Raw genomic sequence first — 16,978 nt, forward strand, 5'->3', positions numbered from 1 at the left:
TTTTCCTGCGTGTGCTTTTCGCGCAGCGGACCGCGGGTGCGAGGTCAGCACCCGGCCTTCCCTGCGCCCTCTTGGATCAAGAGGGTGGAATGACGAAGCAAAACTCGGGCGATTTGCGCCGCGAGGATGCGAAGCTGTGTCTGCATTCAAGATGCGAGCTGGAAAAGTGGCGCTGCCGCCTCATACTCATTGCGAGCGCAGCGAAGCAATCCAGTCTGCCGCCGCGGAGGGATTCTAGATTGCTTCCGCCTTCGCTAAAGCTTCGGCGGACAAGTCGCTGCGCTCGCAATGACGATGTGGAGAGAACGTGCCTCACGCTCCGCTCTCGTGCCCCGGACGCAGCGCAGCGTCCCTTCGACGGTGCGCTGCAGAGCCGGGGCCCATCTCGCTGCAGTTTACTGTGTCGTCCTGGGTCCCGGCTCTGCGCAGCAGCGCAAGAGCGCTGCAGCGCGTCCGGGACACGAGAGCTTCGCTGCCCCCGCGATGAGGAGGCGAAAACACCGACTCACCTCAGTTCGCGCGGTCGCGAGTCGAATGGGCGCGCACGGTGCCTGCCACAAAATCTGAAGTTGCAAATGTCCACGCCCGCGATGGTATTTTGGTAGGGAAAATTCGTGTCCTCCGGGCCACGATTGTGCCGCCCATGCAACACTCATCACGGATTTATCCATCATCGCTGTCCGTTCGCATCAACGCCGCTTTTTGGCCACACCCGAACATGAATAAATTCACTCGAATGTTTTAGCGGCAGCGGTGGTCCTGAAGGCGACGGAAATCCCCAAGGTCGATTCAAAAGGTCGATTCAAATCTTGGCTCTGATTTTTCGGGTCTGAAAGGGTTGGCCGGGGAAACTGGTTTGCGATGGACGCGAAGAGCAACATCAAGCAGAGGCTGCCGAGCCGTCACGTGACGGAAGGCCCTGCGCGCGCGCCTCATCGGTCCTACCTCTACGCCATGGGTCTGACCACCGACCAGATCCACCAGCCCTTCGTCGGCGTCGCCTCGTGCTGGAACGAGGCCGCGCCCTGCAACATCTCCCTGATGCGCCAGGCGCAGGCGGTGAAGAAGGGCGTCGCATCCGCCGGCGGCACGCCGCGCGAATTCTGCACCATCACAGTGACCGACGGCATCGCCATGGGCCATGACGGCATGCGCTCCTCGCTGCCGTCGCGCGAATGCATTGCCGATTCCGTCGAGTTGACGATCCGCGGTCACGCCTATGATGCCCTCGTTGGCCTGGCCGGCTGCGACAAGTCGCTGCCGGGCATGATGATGGCGATGGTCCGCCTCAACGTGCCCTCGATCTTCATCTATGGCGGTTCGATCCTGCCCGGCAATTTCCGGGGCCAGCAGGTGACCGTGCAAGACATGTTCGAAGCCGTCGGCAAGCACTCCGTCGGCGCGATGTCCGACGAGGACCTCGACGAGATCGAGCGCGTGGCGTGCCCCTCGGCGGGTGCCTGCGGCGCGCAGTTCACCGCCAACACGATGGCGACCGTCTCCGAGGCGATCGGGCTGGCGCTGCCGTACTCGGCTGGTGCTCCGGCCCCCTATGAAATTCGTGACGCCTTCTGCATGACCGCGGGCGAGCAGGTCATGGAGCTGATCGCCCAAAACATCCGGCCGCGCGACATCGTCACCCGCAAGGCGCTGGAGAATGCCGCCGCGGTGGTCGCCGCGTCCGGTGGCTCGACCAATGCTGCACTGCACCTACCGGCAATCGCGCACGAGGCCGGCATCAAGTTCGACCTGTTCGACGTCGCCGAAATCTTCAAAAAGACACCGTACGTCGCGGATTTGAAGCCGGGCGGCCGTTATGTCGCCAAAGACATGTTTGAAGTAGGTGGCATACCGCTTCTGATGAAGACGCTGCTCGACAACGGATTTCTCCACGGTGACTGCATGACCGTCACCGGTCGAACGATCGCCGAAAACCTCAAAAGCGTGAAGTGGAATCCGCACCAGGACGTGGTGCACCCGGCAGACAAACCCATCACCGTCACCGGCGGTGTGGTCGGTCTGAAGGGCAATCTGGCGCCAGAAGGTGCGATCGTGAAAGTCGCGGGAATGTCCAACCTCAGGTTCACCGGTCCGGCCAGGTGCTTCGACCGTGAGGAGGATGCTTTCGAGGCCGTCCAGAAGCGCACCTACCGCGAAGGCGAAGTCATCGTGATCCGCTACGAGGGGCCCAAGGGCGGTCCCGGCATGCGGGAAATGCTCCAGACCACCGCGGCGCTGACCGGCCAGGGCATGGGCGGCAAGATCGCGCTCATCACCGATGGCCGCTTCTCCGGCGCCACCCGGGGCTTCTGCATCGGCCATGTCGGGCCGGAAGCCGCCATCGGCGGCCCGATCGGGCTGCTCGAGGACGGCGATATCATCGAGATCGACGCGGTCGCCGGTACCCTTAACGTAAAATTGAGCGACCAGGAGCTTGCCCAACGCAAGACCAAATGGACCGCTCGCGCGACTAACCACACGACGGGCGCGCTCTGGAAATATGCTCAGCAGGTTGGACCAGCGGTCGGTGGGGCAGTGACCCATCCGGGCGGCGCGCACGAGAAACAGTGCTATGCGGACATCTAGGCGTACCATCGTTGCGTTTGTGTTGGGGGCTACCGCGCTGGCCGCGCCGGCGCTCGCCTTTGACGGCGCACCCGTCAGCCAGAAGGATGCGACCATCCCGGTGGTCACGACCTTGCCGGGCGCAGCAGGCAAGGTGCGCAATGTACCGCCAGTCGTGCCCCAGGAAACCTCGCTCAGCGCCCTGCAATATGCCGCGGAGGGTGGCCACCCCATCGCGCAGTGGAAGCTCGGCCGCATGTACGCCAATGGCGACGGCGTCGCCCAGGACGATGTGCGTGCGTTCGAGTATTTCACCCGCATCGCCAACGCGCACGCCGAGGACAGCCCGTCGGCGCCGCAGGCGCAGATCGTCGCCAACGCCTTTGTGGCGCTCGGCCGCTATTATCTCAGTGGCATCCCGAATTCGAAGGTCAAGCCGGACCAGGAGCGGGCGCGGGAGATGTTCTCGTATGCCGCGTCCTATTTCGGCAACGCGGATGCGCAATACGATCTCGCCCGCCTGTACCTGAAGACGCCGGACGCTTCGCGCGAGGATTTCCGCTACGGCGCACGCTGGCTTGGGCTCGCCGCGCAGAAGGGCCAGCACGAGGCCCAGGCGCTGCTCGGCCAGATGCTATTCAACGGCGACCGCCTGCCGCGGCAGGCCGCGCGCGGCCTGATGTGGTTGACGCTGGCGCGCGACAGCGCAGGCAGCGACGAGACCTGGATCAAGGAAAACTACAACCGCGCCTTCGCAAAGGCCTCCGACGACGATCGCGCCATGTGCCTGCAGATGCTGGAGCAATGGGTGCAGGGCCGCCGGGAGTGATGGGTTGAGGCGGCCTCACGCCGCCTCGAGATCGAGATCCGCCCACACCGGCACGTGGTCCGACGGCTTCTCCCAGCTGCGCACATAGCTGTCGATGCCGACATTGGCGAGCCGGTCGCTGGCCTGTGGCGACAGCAGCAAATGGTCGATCCGCAGACCGTGGTTCTTCTGCCAGGCGCCGGCCTGGTAGTCCCAGAACGTATAGAGCCCGGGCTCGTCGGTGACGGCCCGAAGCGCATCGGTCAGACCGAGGCCGAGCAAGGACTGAAAACTCTCCCGCGTCTCGGCCTTGAACAGGGCGTCCTCGGTCCAGGCGGCGGGATTATGGACGTCCCGGGCATGCGGGATGACGTTGAAGTCGCCTGCGAGGATCAGCGGCTCCTCGGTCTTGAGGCGCTCCTTCGAATACTCAAGAAGCCGCGACATCCATTTGAGTTTGTAAGGATATTTCTCGGTGCCGACCGGATTGCCGTTAGGCAGATAGAGGCAGGCGATGCGCAGCACGCCGGACTTGAGCGTCACCACGCCTTCGAGGAAGCGGGCATGGGCGTCCTCGTCGTCGCCGGCCAGCCCCGACTTGGTTTCATCGAACCGGAGCTTCGAGAGCAGGGCGACACCGTTGAACGTCTTCTGTCCGTGGGTGACCACGTTGTAGCCGAGCGCCTCGATCTCCAGCCGCGGGAAGGCCTCGTCGACGCATTTGATCTCCTGGAGGCAGACGATGTCCGGCTGGCACTCCTTCAGCCAGGTCAGCAACAGGTCGATCCGCTGCCGGACCGAGTTCACGTTCCAGGTGGCTATTCTGATGGGCATCTTGGCGGCTCCGGGCAGGGGCCATCGTTAGAACAAAATGCAAACGCGCCCGTCAAGGAGGCTGCGAAATCTCCCACAAAATTAACCCGGCTTAAGTCGGGCCCGGGCCATTGATCGTGAAAAGGTTTTTCGAATGGGACGGCCGGACAAATCCATGAAGCGAACCGAGCCCCGCGACGGGTTGATCGGCGCGTTCCTGTACTGGCTCGGCGGCTACGAGATCGAGGACGGCCTGACCGCCGGTCTCAGCGAGAGGGAGCTGAGCCGCATCCGCGCCAAGCAGATCGACGCGGTGATACGGCTGATTCCCGTGACGATGGCCGTCACCATGCTCAACGTCGCCGTCGTGTTGATCTTGTTCTGGGGCCGTGGCTGGAACGACTTTCTCGCGATCTGGGGCATGACCCTCGCGACCGCCGCCTCGCTCGCGGTGCGCGCGTGGCGGCGCTCTCACCAGAGCCCGCCGCAGGAAGCCTCGCCTCGCGCCGCGCGGCAGATGTTGCGGCAGGCGTTTTTCCTCGCCGCAATCTGGGGCACGCTGCCGGTTGCGCTGTTCAGCCACATCGAGCCAACCAGCCAGCTCATTCTGGCCTGCCTGATGGTCGGCATGATGTCTGGCGGCGCCTTCACGCTGTCGACCTTCCCGCGCGCGGGCCTCGTCTATCTCGCGACGACGACGATCGCCTGCGCCGGTGCGTTGCTGTTGTGCGGCACCGGGCCTTACCTCGTGACCGCGGTGTTCCTGCTGCTGTTCGCGTTCTTCATGGCGCGGAACATCGTCTCGCAAGGCAATCTGTTCCTCGGCAATCTCAAGGCCCAGCTCGAGCTCGAGCGCAAGACCGAGATCATTTCGCTGTTGCTGAAGGATTTTCAGGAGAATGCTAGCGACTGGCTGTGGCAGACCGACGCCGAAGGGCATCTGGTCGACGTGCCCGAGCGCTTCGCCGCGGTCGCACAGCTGCCACTGCCGTTGCTGAAGGGCTCGCATTTCGCCGACGTGCTCGACATGCTGTGCCCCGAAGACAAGAGCGCGGCCTACAACGTCGTCGGCCTGATGGAGCACGCCGAACCGCTGCACGAGATGAACCTCAAAGTGGTCGCCGGCGGCGAGGCGCGGCTGTGGTCGCTCACTGCGAAGCCGGCCTACGACCGCGACGGTCAATTCCTCGGCTATCGCGGCTTCGGCCGCGACGTGACCGAGCGCTGGCGCGCGGAAAAGGCCGAGGCCGAGAGCCGTGCCAAATCCGATTTCCTCGCGGTGATGAGCCACGAGATCCGCACGCCGATGAACGGCGTGCTCGGGCTTGCCAGCATGCTGCTGGAGACAAAGCTCGATCCGGAGCAGCACGAAGCCGTCACCACGATCCGCGAGTCCGGCGACAATCTCCAGCGCATCCTCAACGACATTCTGGACCTCTCCAAGCTCGAGGCCGGACGTTTCGCGTTCGAGGTGATCGACTTCGCGCCGCAGGCGATGGTCGAAGCCGTGGCGACCGTCGTGCGCGCGAGCGCCAAGAGCAAGGGGCTTGCGGTCAAGGTCGAACTCGATCCCAACCTGCCGCCGACGCTGCGCGGCGATGTCGCGCGTATCCGCCAGGTCCTGCTCAATCTCGCCGCCAACGCGGTGAAGTTCACCGACGCAGGCGAAGTCACGATCGCAGCTGTCTGTCAGGCCCGCCGCGATCTGCTCGCCACCGTCGAATGGAGCGTGACCGACAGCGGCATCGGCATCGCCCCCGAGAAGCTCGGCCAGCTCTTCTCCGAGTTCGCTCAGGCCGACGCCTCGATCAGCCGCCGCTTCGGCGGCACCGGGCTGGGCCTAGCGATCTCCCGGCGCATCATCGAGCAGATGGGCGGCACCATCGGCGTCACCTCGACGCCGGGCGAAGGCTCGACCTTCCGCTTTACGCTGGTGCTGCCCTGGAGCCAGGCGCAGGCATCCGACCACAATGCAGACCGCGACGAAGCCGACGATCTCAAGGCGCGCATCGCGGGCCTCGACCGGCCGCTGAAGGTGCTGGTCGCCGAGGACGACGCCGTCAACCGCATGGTCGTGAGCAAGATGCTCGGCGCTTTCGATGTCGAGTTGCGCGTCGTGACCGACGGTGTCGAGGCCGTCGCGGCCGTGTCCGAAGGCGATTACGATATCGTGCTGATGGACGTGCGCATGCCCGAGATGGACGGCCTTGCCGCGACCCGCGCGATCCGCGCCGAGGGCGGACGCTTCGCGGCCTTGCCGATCATCGCGCTGACCGCCAATGCCTTCCCCGAGGACGTCAAGATCTGCCGCGAGGCCGGGATGTCCGACTTCCTCGCCAAACCGCTGCGCAAGCCTGCGCTGGTCACGGCGCTGCTGCGTGCGCTGGACGGCCAATGGGTATCGGAGGACGCCCCGCTTCAGCCAGAGCAGATGCCGGTCGAGGCGGACTGGACGGACGAGGAAAGGCAGATCACCGGCGCCTAGCCGGCGACGTCAGATCGAGAAGTGGTCCCGCAACCGCAGGACGCCGTGGCGTTCGGATTGTTGACGCGGAACGAGGTGCCGATCAGATCGTCGACGAAATCGACCTGGTACTCCATCCGGCTGAGCCACGGCCGACGATGTAAGACGTTACAGCTTTCCATACACTCGCGTGGCGACCGCCTTGAGACGCTCGACAGACCCGGACGCCGGATGCGGCTTGACCGGCGCGAACAGGATCGAAGCCTGCCTGCCGTTCTTCCAGACGAAGATGTTGACCGCGTTGCCGTTGCCCTTGGTGCAAGAATGCTCGCCGAACGCTTCGCTGCCGAGCTCGGGGACCGTGACGTGCTGGCACGGGCCCGGGCGTTTCATCATGCTGATGACCGTGTCGCGCGAGATCGCGATGACCGCTACTATCATAGTGTTGGCCTCGCGATCGAACATCATGCAGCTTCCTGCGCCGGTCCGCTGGACCTGCAGCGTGCTCTTGTCGAGAAAGCCGTCGGCGTCCGCGGCAGTGAGCCATTCGCAGGTGCCGAACCGCTCGCTGGTCTTGCTCACATTGCCAACGGCGACGCGCGCGGCTTGGGTGATCGGTCCGAGCAGCGCGTCGTCGGCGCGCCGGCCGATCGGATAGACGCTGATCTGCAGAATGTAATCGCCGGACAAGGCAACAACCGAAGCCTCCTGGCGCTCCGCGCCGGTCGCGCTCGTTCCGCCCTGGCCTTCGTCGCCGATCCCTGACACCGCGTTAAGCGGCATGCGCTCGGCGAGCGTTTTGACGAAGGTCGCGTACAATTCCCTGGCGCGGTCCTTCTCGGGATTGCGGAACACGGTCAGCATCATCGTGTCGCCGCGCCCGCCCTGGTAGATGCAGCCGCGGCCGTCCTGATTTGAAATCAGTGACCATTTGAGCGCCGGCATCGCGCCGGCGAGCTCCCGGGCGCTGATGAACGGGCAGGTCTCGGCCGCGAGCGCGGGAGGCGGGACGGCTGCAACGGCGAGGAAGAGAGCGAGGCAGCAGAACAGGCGATCGGTCATGCGCATTGGATAATTGTTCTCAGCTATTGGCGCCCACGGCGTGCCGCAGTCTGGCTTACGGTCCAAGCGGCTGCGATGGAATGCTCGATCTCGTCGCTGCCGAAGGTGCCTCGTAATATTGTAGGTTCAACAGGTGTTGGGGGGCGAGATGAATGAGGGGCTGTCAGCGGACAATGGCGGGGTCTCAGCGGAGGCTATTGATCGAAGGCTCAGGTCAGAAGTGATCCTTCGAGCCGAGGGCGTACCTGTCCTTGCCACATTACCCGTTATTGAAACTGCGGCTGAGTCGCTGAAACGATCAAAAGAAGAAGTCGCGCTACGCACTCTTTGCGTCCTTTTCGTTGCTGCAAAGGGCGAAGGTCTTGGGGAAGAGCTAGTTGAACAACTTCTGGAATGATACGAACTCCGGCCACATCTCACTCGCTTTCGTGCTCGACAAGTCCCCCCTCGCAGCACGACCGGATTCAATTCACTTGGCGGCACGAAGCCGCTTGGACGCTGCTTTGGGCAATGGGCTTCGTGGCGCGATTAGGAAAGCCAGCTCAGATTTGCGACGTGGGATTCGCCGCTGGGACAATGGCCGAAAGGACAACCTCTCAGTTCATCGAAGACTCCGAACTTCGTCCGATCGCCGACATTCTTGATCAGGCCGATCTGGTCTACAGGTACCACTGGACTGTTAGAAATGCCGTATAGGGACAGGAGGTACCGGCGGGTCTCGATCCTGGCGTGACGCAAGAAAGGCACTACGCTTTGAACTGGCTTATCGGATACCATGAACAAGCGTGGGATAATGTCACGACTGACACATAATACTCTACCGAGTACATGACCCCTGTTTTGCCCGACACGTCAAGTTATTTTCGTAAAATACGAAGTTGATCGTGCCGGCTTCCCGGCTACTTTGCATGGGGTTGTTTTTCAGATTTTGAGTCGGGCTAGATCGAGAAGCTGGTCCCGCAGCCACAGGACGCCGTGGCGTTCGGATTGTTGACGCGGAACGAGGCGCCGATCAGATCGTCGACGAAATCGACCTGCGACCCCGCCAGGAATGGCTGCGAGGCGGAATCGACCAGCACCACCGCATTGTCCTGCTCGATCACGAGATCGTCGTCGGTGCGGGCACGGTCAATGTCGAACTTGTACTGAAAGCCGGAACAGCCGCCGCCCTCGACCGAGATCCGCAGCATCGCGCCAGACCCTTCGCCCTTGAGGATCTCCCCAATCCGGCGTGCGGCCTTGTCACTGATGGTCACGTCAGTCGTCATCGTTCGTCTCCGATAGGCCCGCGGTCACACCAAGATCACCTGAGGGTCGCTTGCCCAATTCAGTTGGTATCCCGCGTCCGGCATAGTTAAGTGCCACCATACGCAGAATCAAATGGATAGGGACTAAATTCGCCGTGTCCGTCGGAATGGCTGCCCCCCACGCGCCCTATGCCTGCGATCCCAATCGCAGCCGCGGCCGGTTGGTCGCGGAACCGCCGAGCCGGACCCGCAGCCCGTTCCGGCGGGATTGCGACCGGGTGATCCATTCCACAGCGTTCCGCCGGCTGAAGTACAAGACCCAGGTGTTCGTGTTCCACGAGGGCGACCACTACCGCACCCGGCTGACCCATTCCCTGGAGGTGGCGCAGATCGCCCGGGCGCTGGCCCGGCAGCTCGGGCTGGACGAGGACCTCACGGAAACCCTCGCGCTCGCCCACGACCTCGGCCATCCCCCGTTCGGGCACGCCGGCGAGCGGGCGCTGGACGCCTGCCTGACGGATTTTGGCGGCTTCGACCACAACGCCCAGACGCTCCGCGTCGTTGCGGCGCTGGAACACCGTTATCCCGAATTCGACGGACTCAACCTGACCTGGGAATCGCTGGAGGGCATCGTCAAGCACAACGGCCCGCTGACCGATCGCAGCGGTGCGCCGGTCGGGCGTTATCGCGAGCACGGCATTCCCGTCGGCATCGCCGACTACGTCAAGACCTACGATCTCGAATTGTGGAGTTTCCCCTCGCCGGAGGCACAGGTCGCCGCGATCGCCGATGACATCGCCTATGATGCCCACGATATCGACGACGGCCTGCGCGCGGGTCTGTTTCACCTCGACGACCTCAAGGTCATGCCGCTGACCGCGGAGATCATCGCCGAGACGTCTGCGCATTACCCCGATCTCGAAGACGTCAGGCGCGGCGCCGAGCTGGTGCGCGAGCTGATCTCGCACCTGATCGGTGCCGTGTTCGCCGAGGCGCAGACCAACCTTGCCGCCGTGAAACCGCAATCCGCCCAGGACGTGCGCCAGCAGAGCCGGGCACTGATCGCGTTCCCCGCCGAGGTCGCCGAGGAGGAGGCCGCCATCAAGCGCTTTCTCTATCAGCACATGTACCGCCACAAACGGGTCATGCGGGTAATGGGTGAGGCGGAACAGATCCTGTTCGACCTGTTCGCGAAATACCTCAAATCGCCCGGCGAACTGCCGCCGGAATGGCTGGTCGGGGCGGAGGCGGACAATGAGGGCGACCGGGCTCGCCGGATCGGGAATTTCATTGCCGGAATGACCGACCGTTTCGCCCTGACCGAGCACCAGCGGCTCTTTGACTCGACCCCGGATTTGCGTTAGGCGGCGCCCATGCCCGACACATCCTCAGCACTGCACCTGTTCGCCGACGTGCTCGCACGCGTGCACGCGGTCTGCCGCGCGCTCGCGGCGGAAGCCAACTGGCCAGAGGGCATCGATTTCTCGCGCGTGGTGGTCGAGCCGCCGCGCGATGCTTCCCATGGCGACATGGCGACCAACGCGGCGATGGTGCTTGCGAAAGAGGCAAAGGCAAAGCCGCGCGACCTCGCCGAGCAGATCGCCGAACGGCTGCGCGCGGATGCGCTGATCGCGAAGGTCGACGTCGCCGGTCCGGGCTTCATCAACCTGACGCTGAAGCCGGCCGCATGGGCCGAGGCGCTACGGACCGTGCTGCGCGAGGGCGCCGATTACGGCCGCGTCCGCGGCGGCTCCAAGGTCAACGTCGAATATGTCTCCGCCAACCCGACCGGACCGATGCATGTCGGCCATTGCCGCGGCGCCGTGTTCGGCGACGCGCTGGCGAGCCTGCTTGAATTTGCAGGCCGTGACGTCACGCGGGAATATTACATCAACGACGCCGGCGCGCAGGTCGACGTGCTCGCACGTTCCGCCTTCCTCAGGTATCGCGAGGCGCTCGGCGAGGACATCGGCGCGATCCCGGAAGGCCTTTATCCCGGCGACTATCTGAAGCCGGTCGGGCAGGCCCTGGCGCAGGAGCATGGCGACAAGCTGCTCGCCATGAGCGAGGCGCAATGGCTGCCGACGGTTCGCGCCAAGGCGATCGCAATGATGATGGACGAGATCAAGGACGATCTTGCCGCGCTCAACATCCGTCACGACGTGTTCTTCTCCGAGCGCTCGCTGCAGGACGCCGGCAACAACAAGGTCGCCGAGACCATCGATTTCCTGCGCGCCAAGGGCGACGTCTACCAGGGCCGTCTGCCGCCGCCAAAGGGCGCCCCGGCCGAGGATTGGGAAGATCGCGAGCAGTTGCTGTTCAAGGCGACCGCCTATGGCGACGACGTCGATCGCCCGCTGGTCAAGTCGGATAATTCCTACACCTACTTCGCCGCCGATATCGCCTACCACAAGAACAAGTTCGACCGTGGTTTTGCCGAGATGATCGACGTCTGGGGCGCCGACCATGGCGGCTACATCAAGCGCATGCAGGCGGCCGTGAAGGCGACCACCTCCGGCAAGGGGGCGCTCGACGTCAAGATCGTCCAGCTCGTGAAGTTGCTGCGCAACGGCGAGCCGGTGAAAATGTCCAAGCGGAGCGGGGACTTCGTCACCTTGCGTGAGGTGGTGGATGAAGTCGGCCAGGACGCCGTCCGCTTCATGATGCTCTACCGCAAGAACGACGCGGTGCTCGACTTCGATCTCGCCAAGGTCATGGAACAGTCGCGCGACAACCCGGTGTTCTACGTGCAGTATGGCCACGCCCGCGGCCATTCGATCTTCCGCAACGCCCGGACCGAGCTGTTCCCGGAACTCCCGGAGGACACGGAAACGCGCATCGCCTGGCTCGGTGAGTCGGCGGTGGAACGGCTGTCGGACCCGGCTGAACTCGACCTTCTTAAGCGGCTCGCAATTTTTCCGCGCATGCTGGAGGCGGCAGCAAGCGCCCACGAGCCGCACCGAATTGCCTTCTATCTCTATGATTTAGCCAGCGAATTTCATGCACTTTGGACGAAGGGGCGCGATTTGCCCTATTTACGCTTCATTATCAATAATGATGCAGATCTAACGAAGGCGCGGCTGGCCATGGTCCAGGGCGTCGTCTCTGTCCTGGCATCGGGCCTCGCCATCCTCGGCGTCCATGCTCCGGACGAGATGCGGTAGTTTGGGGCGAACTACTTAAGGGATTTCGGGGGTAACCGGCAGAAGCCGGATCGCTTAGACTTGGTTGAAAGCCTTGTGGGTCGAAAGCCGTGCCTTGGTCGAGGGGCGCGCGGCTTTCCCGAAGGGACGCATCATCACGATGGCCGAACGATATCAGGACAGACCGTTTCCTTCCGATGACTATGGTCGCGGTGGCGATCAGCATGGGGGCGGCGATCCCTTGGCCGAACTTGCACGTCTGATCGGGCAGACCGATCCGTTCGCAGCGCAGGGGCGGCCGGGCGCGCACCCGCCAGCAGCGCCCGCGCCTGTCCAGAGCTATCAGGACGACGACTATCACCAGGACGATTATCAGCAGGACTATGCCGAGCAGGCTCCTCCTCCGCCGCCCGGACCGCCCTCATGGATGCGGCGCGCCAATGTGCAGCCGCAGACGGCGCCAACTGAGCCTGCCTATCCCCCTTCCGTAAACCCGGTTCATCCACTGCATCGGTATTCTGCCCAGCCGGCTGCACCCGAGCCCGAACCTGATTTTCGTCAGCCGCAGGCCTATCCGGATCAGGGCTATCAAGCTCCTGCTTATCAAGCTCCTGCCTATCAGGATCAGGCCTACCAGCAGCACGATCAGGCTTACCAGGAGCAAGCCTATCAGCAGCCCGATCCAGCGCGCTACGACGATGCGCTCTACGGACGGCCGGAGGCGGGCGAGCAGGACTATCAGCGCGATCCCGCCTATCCAGACGATCCCTACGCGTTCCAGAGCGACTACCCCGAGGCCGATCTCGACGAGCCGAAGAAGCAGCGCGGCGGCATGATGACGGTCGCGGCGATCCTGGCGCTTGCCGTGGTCGGGACCGGCGCCGCGTTCGCCTACAAGACCTATGTGGGCTCGCCCCGCAGCGGCGAGCCGCCGATCATCAAGGCCGACAACACGCCGACCAAAATCGTGCCGGCGCCGTCGGACTCCTCGGCCAAGGTGCCGGACCGCATGGTCACCGGAGATGGCACCGAGAAGATCGTGCCGCGCGAGGAGGCGCCTGTCGACGTCAACGCCAAGGCGGGAGGTCCCCGCGTGGTGTTCCCGCCGCTGAACCAGAACGCGAACCCGCCGCCGGTCGCGAGCGTGTCGCCGTCCAGCATTCCTCTGTCGAGTGCGGGCCCGAATCCGAGCAACGGCACGCTGCCGAACAATTCGCCGCGCGCGATCAGGACCGTGGCCGTGAAGGGCGATCAGACTGACGCCACCGCGTCGCCAGCGGCCACGGCCGCGAAGCCGGCAGCTCTCCCGAAGCCCGTCGCGGCACCGGCTGCACCGCGCACGCCGCCGACCTCGGCCAATGCGAGCGCCAATCAGCCGCTCTCGCTGGCGCCGCAATCGGCGCCGGGTGCGGAGCCGCCGCAGCGGATGGCTGCGACCAATCCGACGCAAATTGCGCCCCCGAGCAGCAGCGGCGGCGGCTACGTCGTGCAGGTCTCATCGCAGCAGACCGAGGATAGCGCCCACGCCTCCTACCGGGTGCTTCAGAGCAAGTACGGCAGCGTGCTGGGCTCCCGCGCACCGGTGGTCAAGCGGGTCGACCTCACCGACAAGGGCAAGGGAATCGTCTATCGCGCCTTCGCTGGTCCCTACGGCTCGCTCGAAGAGGCGAACCAGGCCTGCAACAGTTTGAAATCCGCTGGCCTGTCTGCCTGCTTCGTCCAGAGGAATTAACGGCCGTTTCCTTGACCCTCCCGCGGGTCAGGGTTAATCGGCCGTATGAGCACGCGGGCCTTCATTACCGGCGTTTCCGGAACGGAACTGACCGCCGCCGAGCGGGAGTTTATCCGCAGCGAACGCCCGTGGGGCTTCATCCTCTTCAAGCGCAATGTCGAGACGCCGGCTCAAGTTGCTGCACTCGTTGCGGAATTGCGGGCGGTCGCGGGTTTTGGGGATGCTCCTGTCCTGATCGACCAGGAGGGTGGACGGGTGCAGCGGCTAGGGCCGCCGCATTGGCCGGTCTATCCGCCGGGCGCTATTTTCGCCGGCCTCTACGATACTGATTCGGCGCTCGGGCTGACCGCGGCGCGCCTCAGCGCCCGGCTGATCGCGGCCGATCTCGCCGATCTCGGCATTACCGTGGATTGCTTGCCGCTGGCTGATGTGCCCGTGGCTGGCGCCAACGCCGTCATCGGGAACAGGGCTTACGGCACCGAACCGGGAAAGGTCGCCGCGATCGCCCGCGCGGTCACCGAGGGCCTGGAAGAGGGCGGCGTGTTGCCGGTCCTCAAGCACATCCCCGGCCATGGCCGAGCTACGGCCGATACCCATTTCAATCTGCCGACGGTCGACACGTCGCGAGACGAACTGGACCGCACCGACTTCGCGGCATTCAAGCCGCTGGCAGATTTGCCGATGGCCATGACTGCACATGTTGTGTTTAGCGCAGTCGACCCCGCCCATCCGGCGACGACATCTGCGACAATGATCGCTGAGGTGATTCGCGGCACAATCGGGTTCCAGGGTTTGTTAATGAGTGATGACGTGTCGATGAATGCGCTGTCGGGCAATATCGCCGAGCGGACCCGCGCAATTTTTGCGGCCGGGTGCGACATGGCCCTGCATTGCAACGGCAACATCGAGGAAATGCGTGATGTCGCCGGCCAGACACCCGAACTGGCGGGCAGGGCGCTGGAGCGGGCGAAGGCCGCGCTCGCGGCGCGTAAAGGACCGCAACCGTTTGATCGCGCGGCCGCGCGCGTCGAACTGGACGCATTGATCGCACGGGCAAACACGGCATCGGCATGACCGCAGAAATCCTATCGTTTGAAACCGGGCGGCCCGCAGAGCTCGCCGAGGGTGAGCCGGCGTTGGTGGTGGACGTCGAGGGCTATGAGGGTCCGCTCGACCTGCTGCTCGCACTGGCGCGGCAGCAAAAGGTCGATCTCGCCAAGATCTCGATCCTGGCGCTCGCCGACCAATATCTCCACTTCATTGAAGCCGCGCGAAAGATCCGCCTCGAGCTTGCCGCCGACTATCTCGTGATGGCGGCCTGGCTCGCCTTTCTGAAATCTCGCCTGCTGCTGCCGGAGCCGCCGAGTGCGGAAGGCCCGAGCGCCGAGCAGATGGCGACGGCGCTCGCCAACCGCCTGCGCCGGCTGGAGGCGATTCGTGAAGCCGCCAACCGGCTGATGAACCGGCAGCAATTGCTGCGCGACATCTTCCCGCGCGGCGAGCCCGAGCAGATCGCCGAGATCAAGCATCCGAAATACACCGCGACGCTCTATGACCTGCTCACCGCTTATGCCGCGCAGCGCCAGTCGCGCGTGCTGGCGAGCGTGCATCTGGCCAAGCGCACGGTGTGGTCGCTCGCCGAGGCGCGCGCCACGCTGGAGCGGCTGGTCGGCAGCATCAGCGAGCAAGACGATTGGGGCGTTCTCGACGATTTTCTGCTGCAGCATGTCGCCGATCCGACGCAGCGCGCGACGGTGCTCGCCTCGAGCTTCGCGGCTGCGCTCGAGCTGGTGCGCGAAGGTCAGCTCGAGCTGAATCAGAAAGAGGCGTTTGCGCCCATCTATTTCCGGAAGGGGCGCCCCAAGCCGGTCATGGACGCAGCTCCTGCGCCCGATGCGCCGGTCGCTTAAGTGCAACAAGGAGAATCTGCCATGGCAAGCCTGGCTGAAGTGCGGGTAGAAGAGGCCGAGCCGATGGAGAACGAGTCCCAGGCACGTCCCGAAGAATTGCGGCTGCTGGAAGCGCTGCTGTTCGCTTCGAACGAACCGCTGGACACCGCGACGTTGGCCAAGCGCATGCCCGAGGGCGTGGACGTGAAGGCCGCGCTCGAGCAGTTGCAGGCCGACTATTCCCTGCGCGGCGTGAATCTCGTGCGGGTCGCCAACAAATGGACCTTCCGCACCGCGGGCGATCTCGCCTGGCTGATGACCCGCGAGAGCACCGAGACCCGCCGCCTGTCGCGCGCCGCGATCGAGGTGCTGGCGATCATCGCCTATCACCAGCCGGTGACGCGCGCCGAGATCGAGGAGATCCGCGGCGTCGTCACCTCGAAGGGCACGCTGGACGTGCTGCTGGAAACCGGCTGGATCAAGCCGCGCGGCCGTCGCAAGACGCCGGGCCGTCCCTTGACCTTTGGAACCACCGAGGACTTCCTGTCGCAGTTCACTCTGGAACAGCTTGGCGATCTGCCGGGCCTGGAGGAGCTGAAGGGCACCGGCCTCCTGGATTCGCGTCTGCCGACCGGATTCAGCGTGCCGACGCCGTCGGATGACCCGACTTTGCGGGAGGACGAGGATCCGCTGGAACCGGGCGAGGACCTTGATCTTGCGCTGGCGCCCGCGGTCGAGCCCGAGACGCCGCCGGAAGGCGGCAATGAGGGTGGCGAGGACTGACGTCCCGGCCTTTTACCGGACACCTGCGACCAGTTAACACTAGCAAAATTACGTAGCGCCAACAGCGAATTGGCGCTGCCTTGGTCCTTGTTTTTGACACCTGCCAAGCCTAGGTTTCGGTGAAGATCGGCCGGTCCTCGGCCATGCGCGTTTGGAGGGTTGCAGGATGGGTTCACTCAGCATTTGGCACTGGGTCCTGGTGATCGCAGTGGTCCTGCTGCTGTTCGGTCGCGGCAAGATCTCGGATCTGATGGGCGACGTGGCGCAGGGCATCAAGGCGTTCAAGAAGGGCATGCAGGACGACGACAAGGTCGCCGACAAGCCCGAGCCGGCCAAGTCCATCGAGCACAACAATGCCGCGCCGACCGCGGCACGGTCCGACGTCGGCAGCAAGGCCGTCTGAGCCAGAGAGCACGCGAGACGCGGGTAGCGGACCCGATCCTGCGCGCGAGGGATTGGGCCGGCTTGCTGC

At 64.3% G+C, this 16,978-nt stretch carries 14 protein-coding genes and 1 pseudogene; 12 read left to right on the top strand and 3 right to left on the bottom strand.

Annotation, left to right across the window (positions count from 1 at the left end; translation table 11 throughout):
• Positions 1-861 precede the first annotated feature (861 nt).
• Together ilvD and AC0L2F_RS15525 are read left to right on the top strand one after the other, a co-directional pair.
• A complete protein-coding gene (gene ilvD / locus AC0L2F_RS15520; protein ID WP_063996212.1) occupies positions 862-2,586 on the top strand; it encodes a dihydroxy-acid dehydratase in 1,725 nt (574 codons plus the stop codon).
• Entirely contained in the window at positions 2,573-3,394 is an 822-nt protein-coding gene (locus tag AC0L2F_RS15525) for a tetratricopeptide repeat protein (RefSeq protein WP_007590646.1), read from the top strand. The genes ilvD and AC0L2F_RS15525 overlap by 14 nt, the downstream gene beginning before the upstream one ends.
• A gap of 15 nt (positions 3,395-3,409) precedes the next feature.
• Here the strand turns inward: AC0L2F_RS15525 and xth are convergent, their stop codons facing one another.
• Positions 3,410-4,207, bottom strand: a complete 798-nt coding sequence (gene xth, locus AC0L2F_RS15530; RefSeq protein WP_007610740.1) for an exodeoxyribonuclease III — start codon at positions 4,205-4,207, stop codon at positions 3,410-3,412.
• Positions 4,208-4,340: 133 nt separating this feature from the next.
• On the opposite strand from xth, the gene AC0L2F_RS15535 reads away from it, so the two are divergent.
• The gene (locus AC0L2F_RS15535; RefSeq protein ID WP_473248939.1) at positions 4,341-6,671 is read left to right on the top strand and encodes an ATP-binding protein; all 2,331 of its coding nucleotides are present in this window, start codon (positions 4,341-4,343) and stop codon (positions 6,669-6,671) included.
• A 147-nt stretch (positions 6,672-6,818) separates the two neighbouring features.
• On the opposite strand, the gene AC0L2F_RS15540 is transcribed toward AC0L2F_RS15535, so the two are convergent.
• Positions 6,819-7,718, bottom strand: a complete 900-nt coding sequence (locus AC0L2F_RS15540; RefSeq protein ID WP_473248940.1) for a hypothetical protein — start codon at positions 7,716-7,718, stop codon at positions 6,819-6,821.
• 142 nt (positions 7,719-7,860) lie between these two features.
• On the opposite strand from AC0L2F_RS15540, the gene AC0L2F_RS15545 reads away from it, so the two are divergent.
• Positions 7,861-8,109 (top strand): DUF4272 domain-containing protein, encoded by a 249-nt coding sequence (locus tag AC0L2F_RS15545; RefSeq protein WP_473248941.1) that lies wholly within the window; start codon positions 7,861-7,863, stop codon positions 8,107-8,109.
• Positions 8,106-8,525, top strand: a pseudogene (locus AC0L2F_RS15550) (DUF4272 domain-containing protein). Before AC0L2F_RS15545 ends, AC0L2F_RS15550 begins: the two are co-directional and overlap by 4 nt.
• A 125-nt stretch (positions 8,526-8,650) precedes the next feature.
• On the opposite strand, the gene erpA reads toward AC0L2F_RS15550, so the two are convergent.
• Positions 8,651-8,980, bottom strand: coding sequence for an iron-sulfur cluster insertion protein ErpA (erpA, locus tag AC0L2F_RS15555; RefSeq protein WP_007610737.1), 330 nt, complete (start codon positions 8,978-8,980; stop codon positions 8,651-8,653).
• 134 nt (positions 8,981-9,114) lie between these two features.
• Here erpA and AC0L2F_RS15560 point away from each other — a divergent pair, with 134 nt between their 5' ends.
• The 7 genes from AC0L2F_RS15560 (at position 9,115) to AC0L2F_RS15590 (ending at position 16,909) form a co-directional block, all read left to right on the top strand.
• Complete coding sequence (locus AC0L2F_RS15560) at positions 9,115-10,323, top strand: deoxyguanosinetriphosphate triphosphohydrolase (RefSeq protein ID WP_473248942.1); 1,209 nt, start codon at positions 9,115-9,117, stop codon at positions 10,321-10,323.
• A 9-nt stretch (positions 10,324-10,332) separates the two neighbouring features.
• Positions 10,333-12,123: an arginine--tRNA ligase gene (gene argS / locus AC0L2F_RS15565; protein ID WP_473248943.1), complete on the top strand. Its 1,791-nt coding sequence runs from the start codon at positions 10,333-10,335 to the stop codon at positions 12,121-12,123.
• 139 nt (positions 12,124-12,262) lie between these two features.
• A complete protein-coding gene (locus tag AC0L2F_RS15570) occupies positions 12,263-13,834 on the top strand; it encodes an SPOR domain-containing protein (RefSeq protein WP_473248944.1) in 1,572 nt (523 codons plus the stop codon).
• Between the two features lie 45 nt (positions 13,835-13,879).
• Positions 13,880-14,908 carry a beta-N-acetylhexosaminidase gene (gene nagZ / locus AC0L2F_RS15575; protein WP_473248945.1) on the top strand — a complete coding sequence of 343 codons (1,029 nt, stop codon included), beginning with the start codon at positions 13,880-13,882 and terminating at the stop codon, positions 14,906-14,908.
• Positions 14,905-15,744 (top strand): segregation and condensation protein A, encoded by an 840-nt coding sequence (locus tag AC0L2F_RS15580; protein WP_007590654.1) that lies wholly within the window; start codon positions 14,905-14,907, stop codon positions 15,742-15,744. Before nagZ ends, AC0L2F_RS15580 begins: the two co-directional genes overlap by 4 nt.
• A gap of 21 nt (positions 15,745-15,765) precedes the next feature.
• Positions 15,766-16,506: an SMC-Scp complex subunit ScpB gene (gene scpB, locus AC0L2F_RS15585; RefSeq protein WP_473248946.1), complete on the top strand. Its 741-nt coding sequence runs from the start codon at positions 15,766-15,768 to the stop codon at positions 16,504-16,506.
• Between the two features lie 166 nt (positions 16,507-16,672).
• Positions 16,673-16,909 (top strand): twin-arginine translocase TatA/TatE family subunit, encoded by a 237-nt coding sequence (locus tag AC0L2F_RS15590; protein ID WP_007610722.1) that lies wholly within the window; start codon positions 16,673-16,675, stop codon positions 16,907-16,909.
• The last annotated feature ends 69 nt before the right edge of the window (positions 16,910-16,978 follow it).

Source organism: Bradyrhizobium sp. Ken64 (assembly GCF_055807555.1).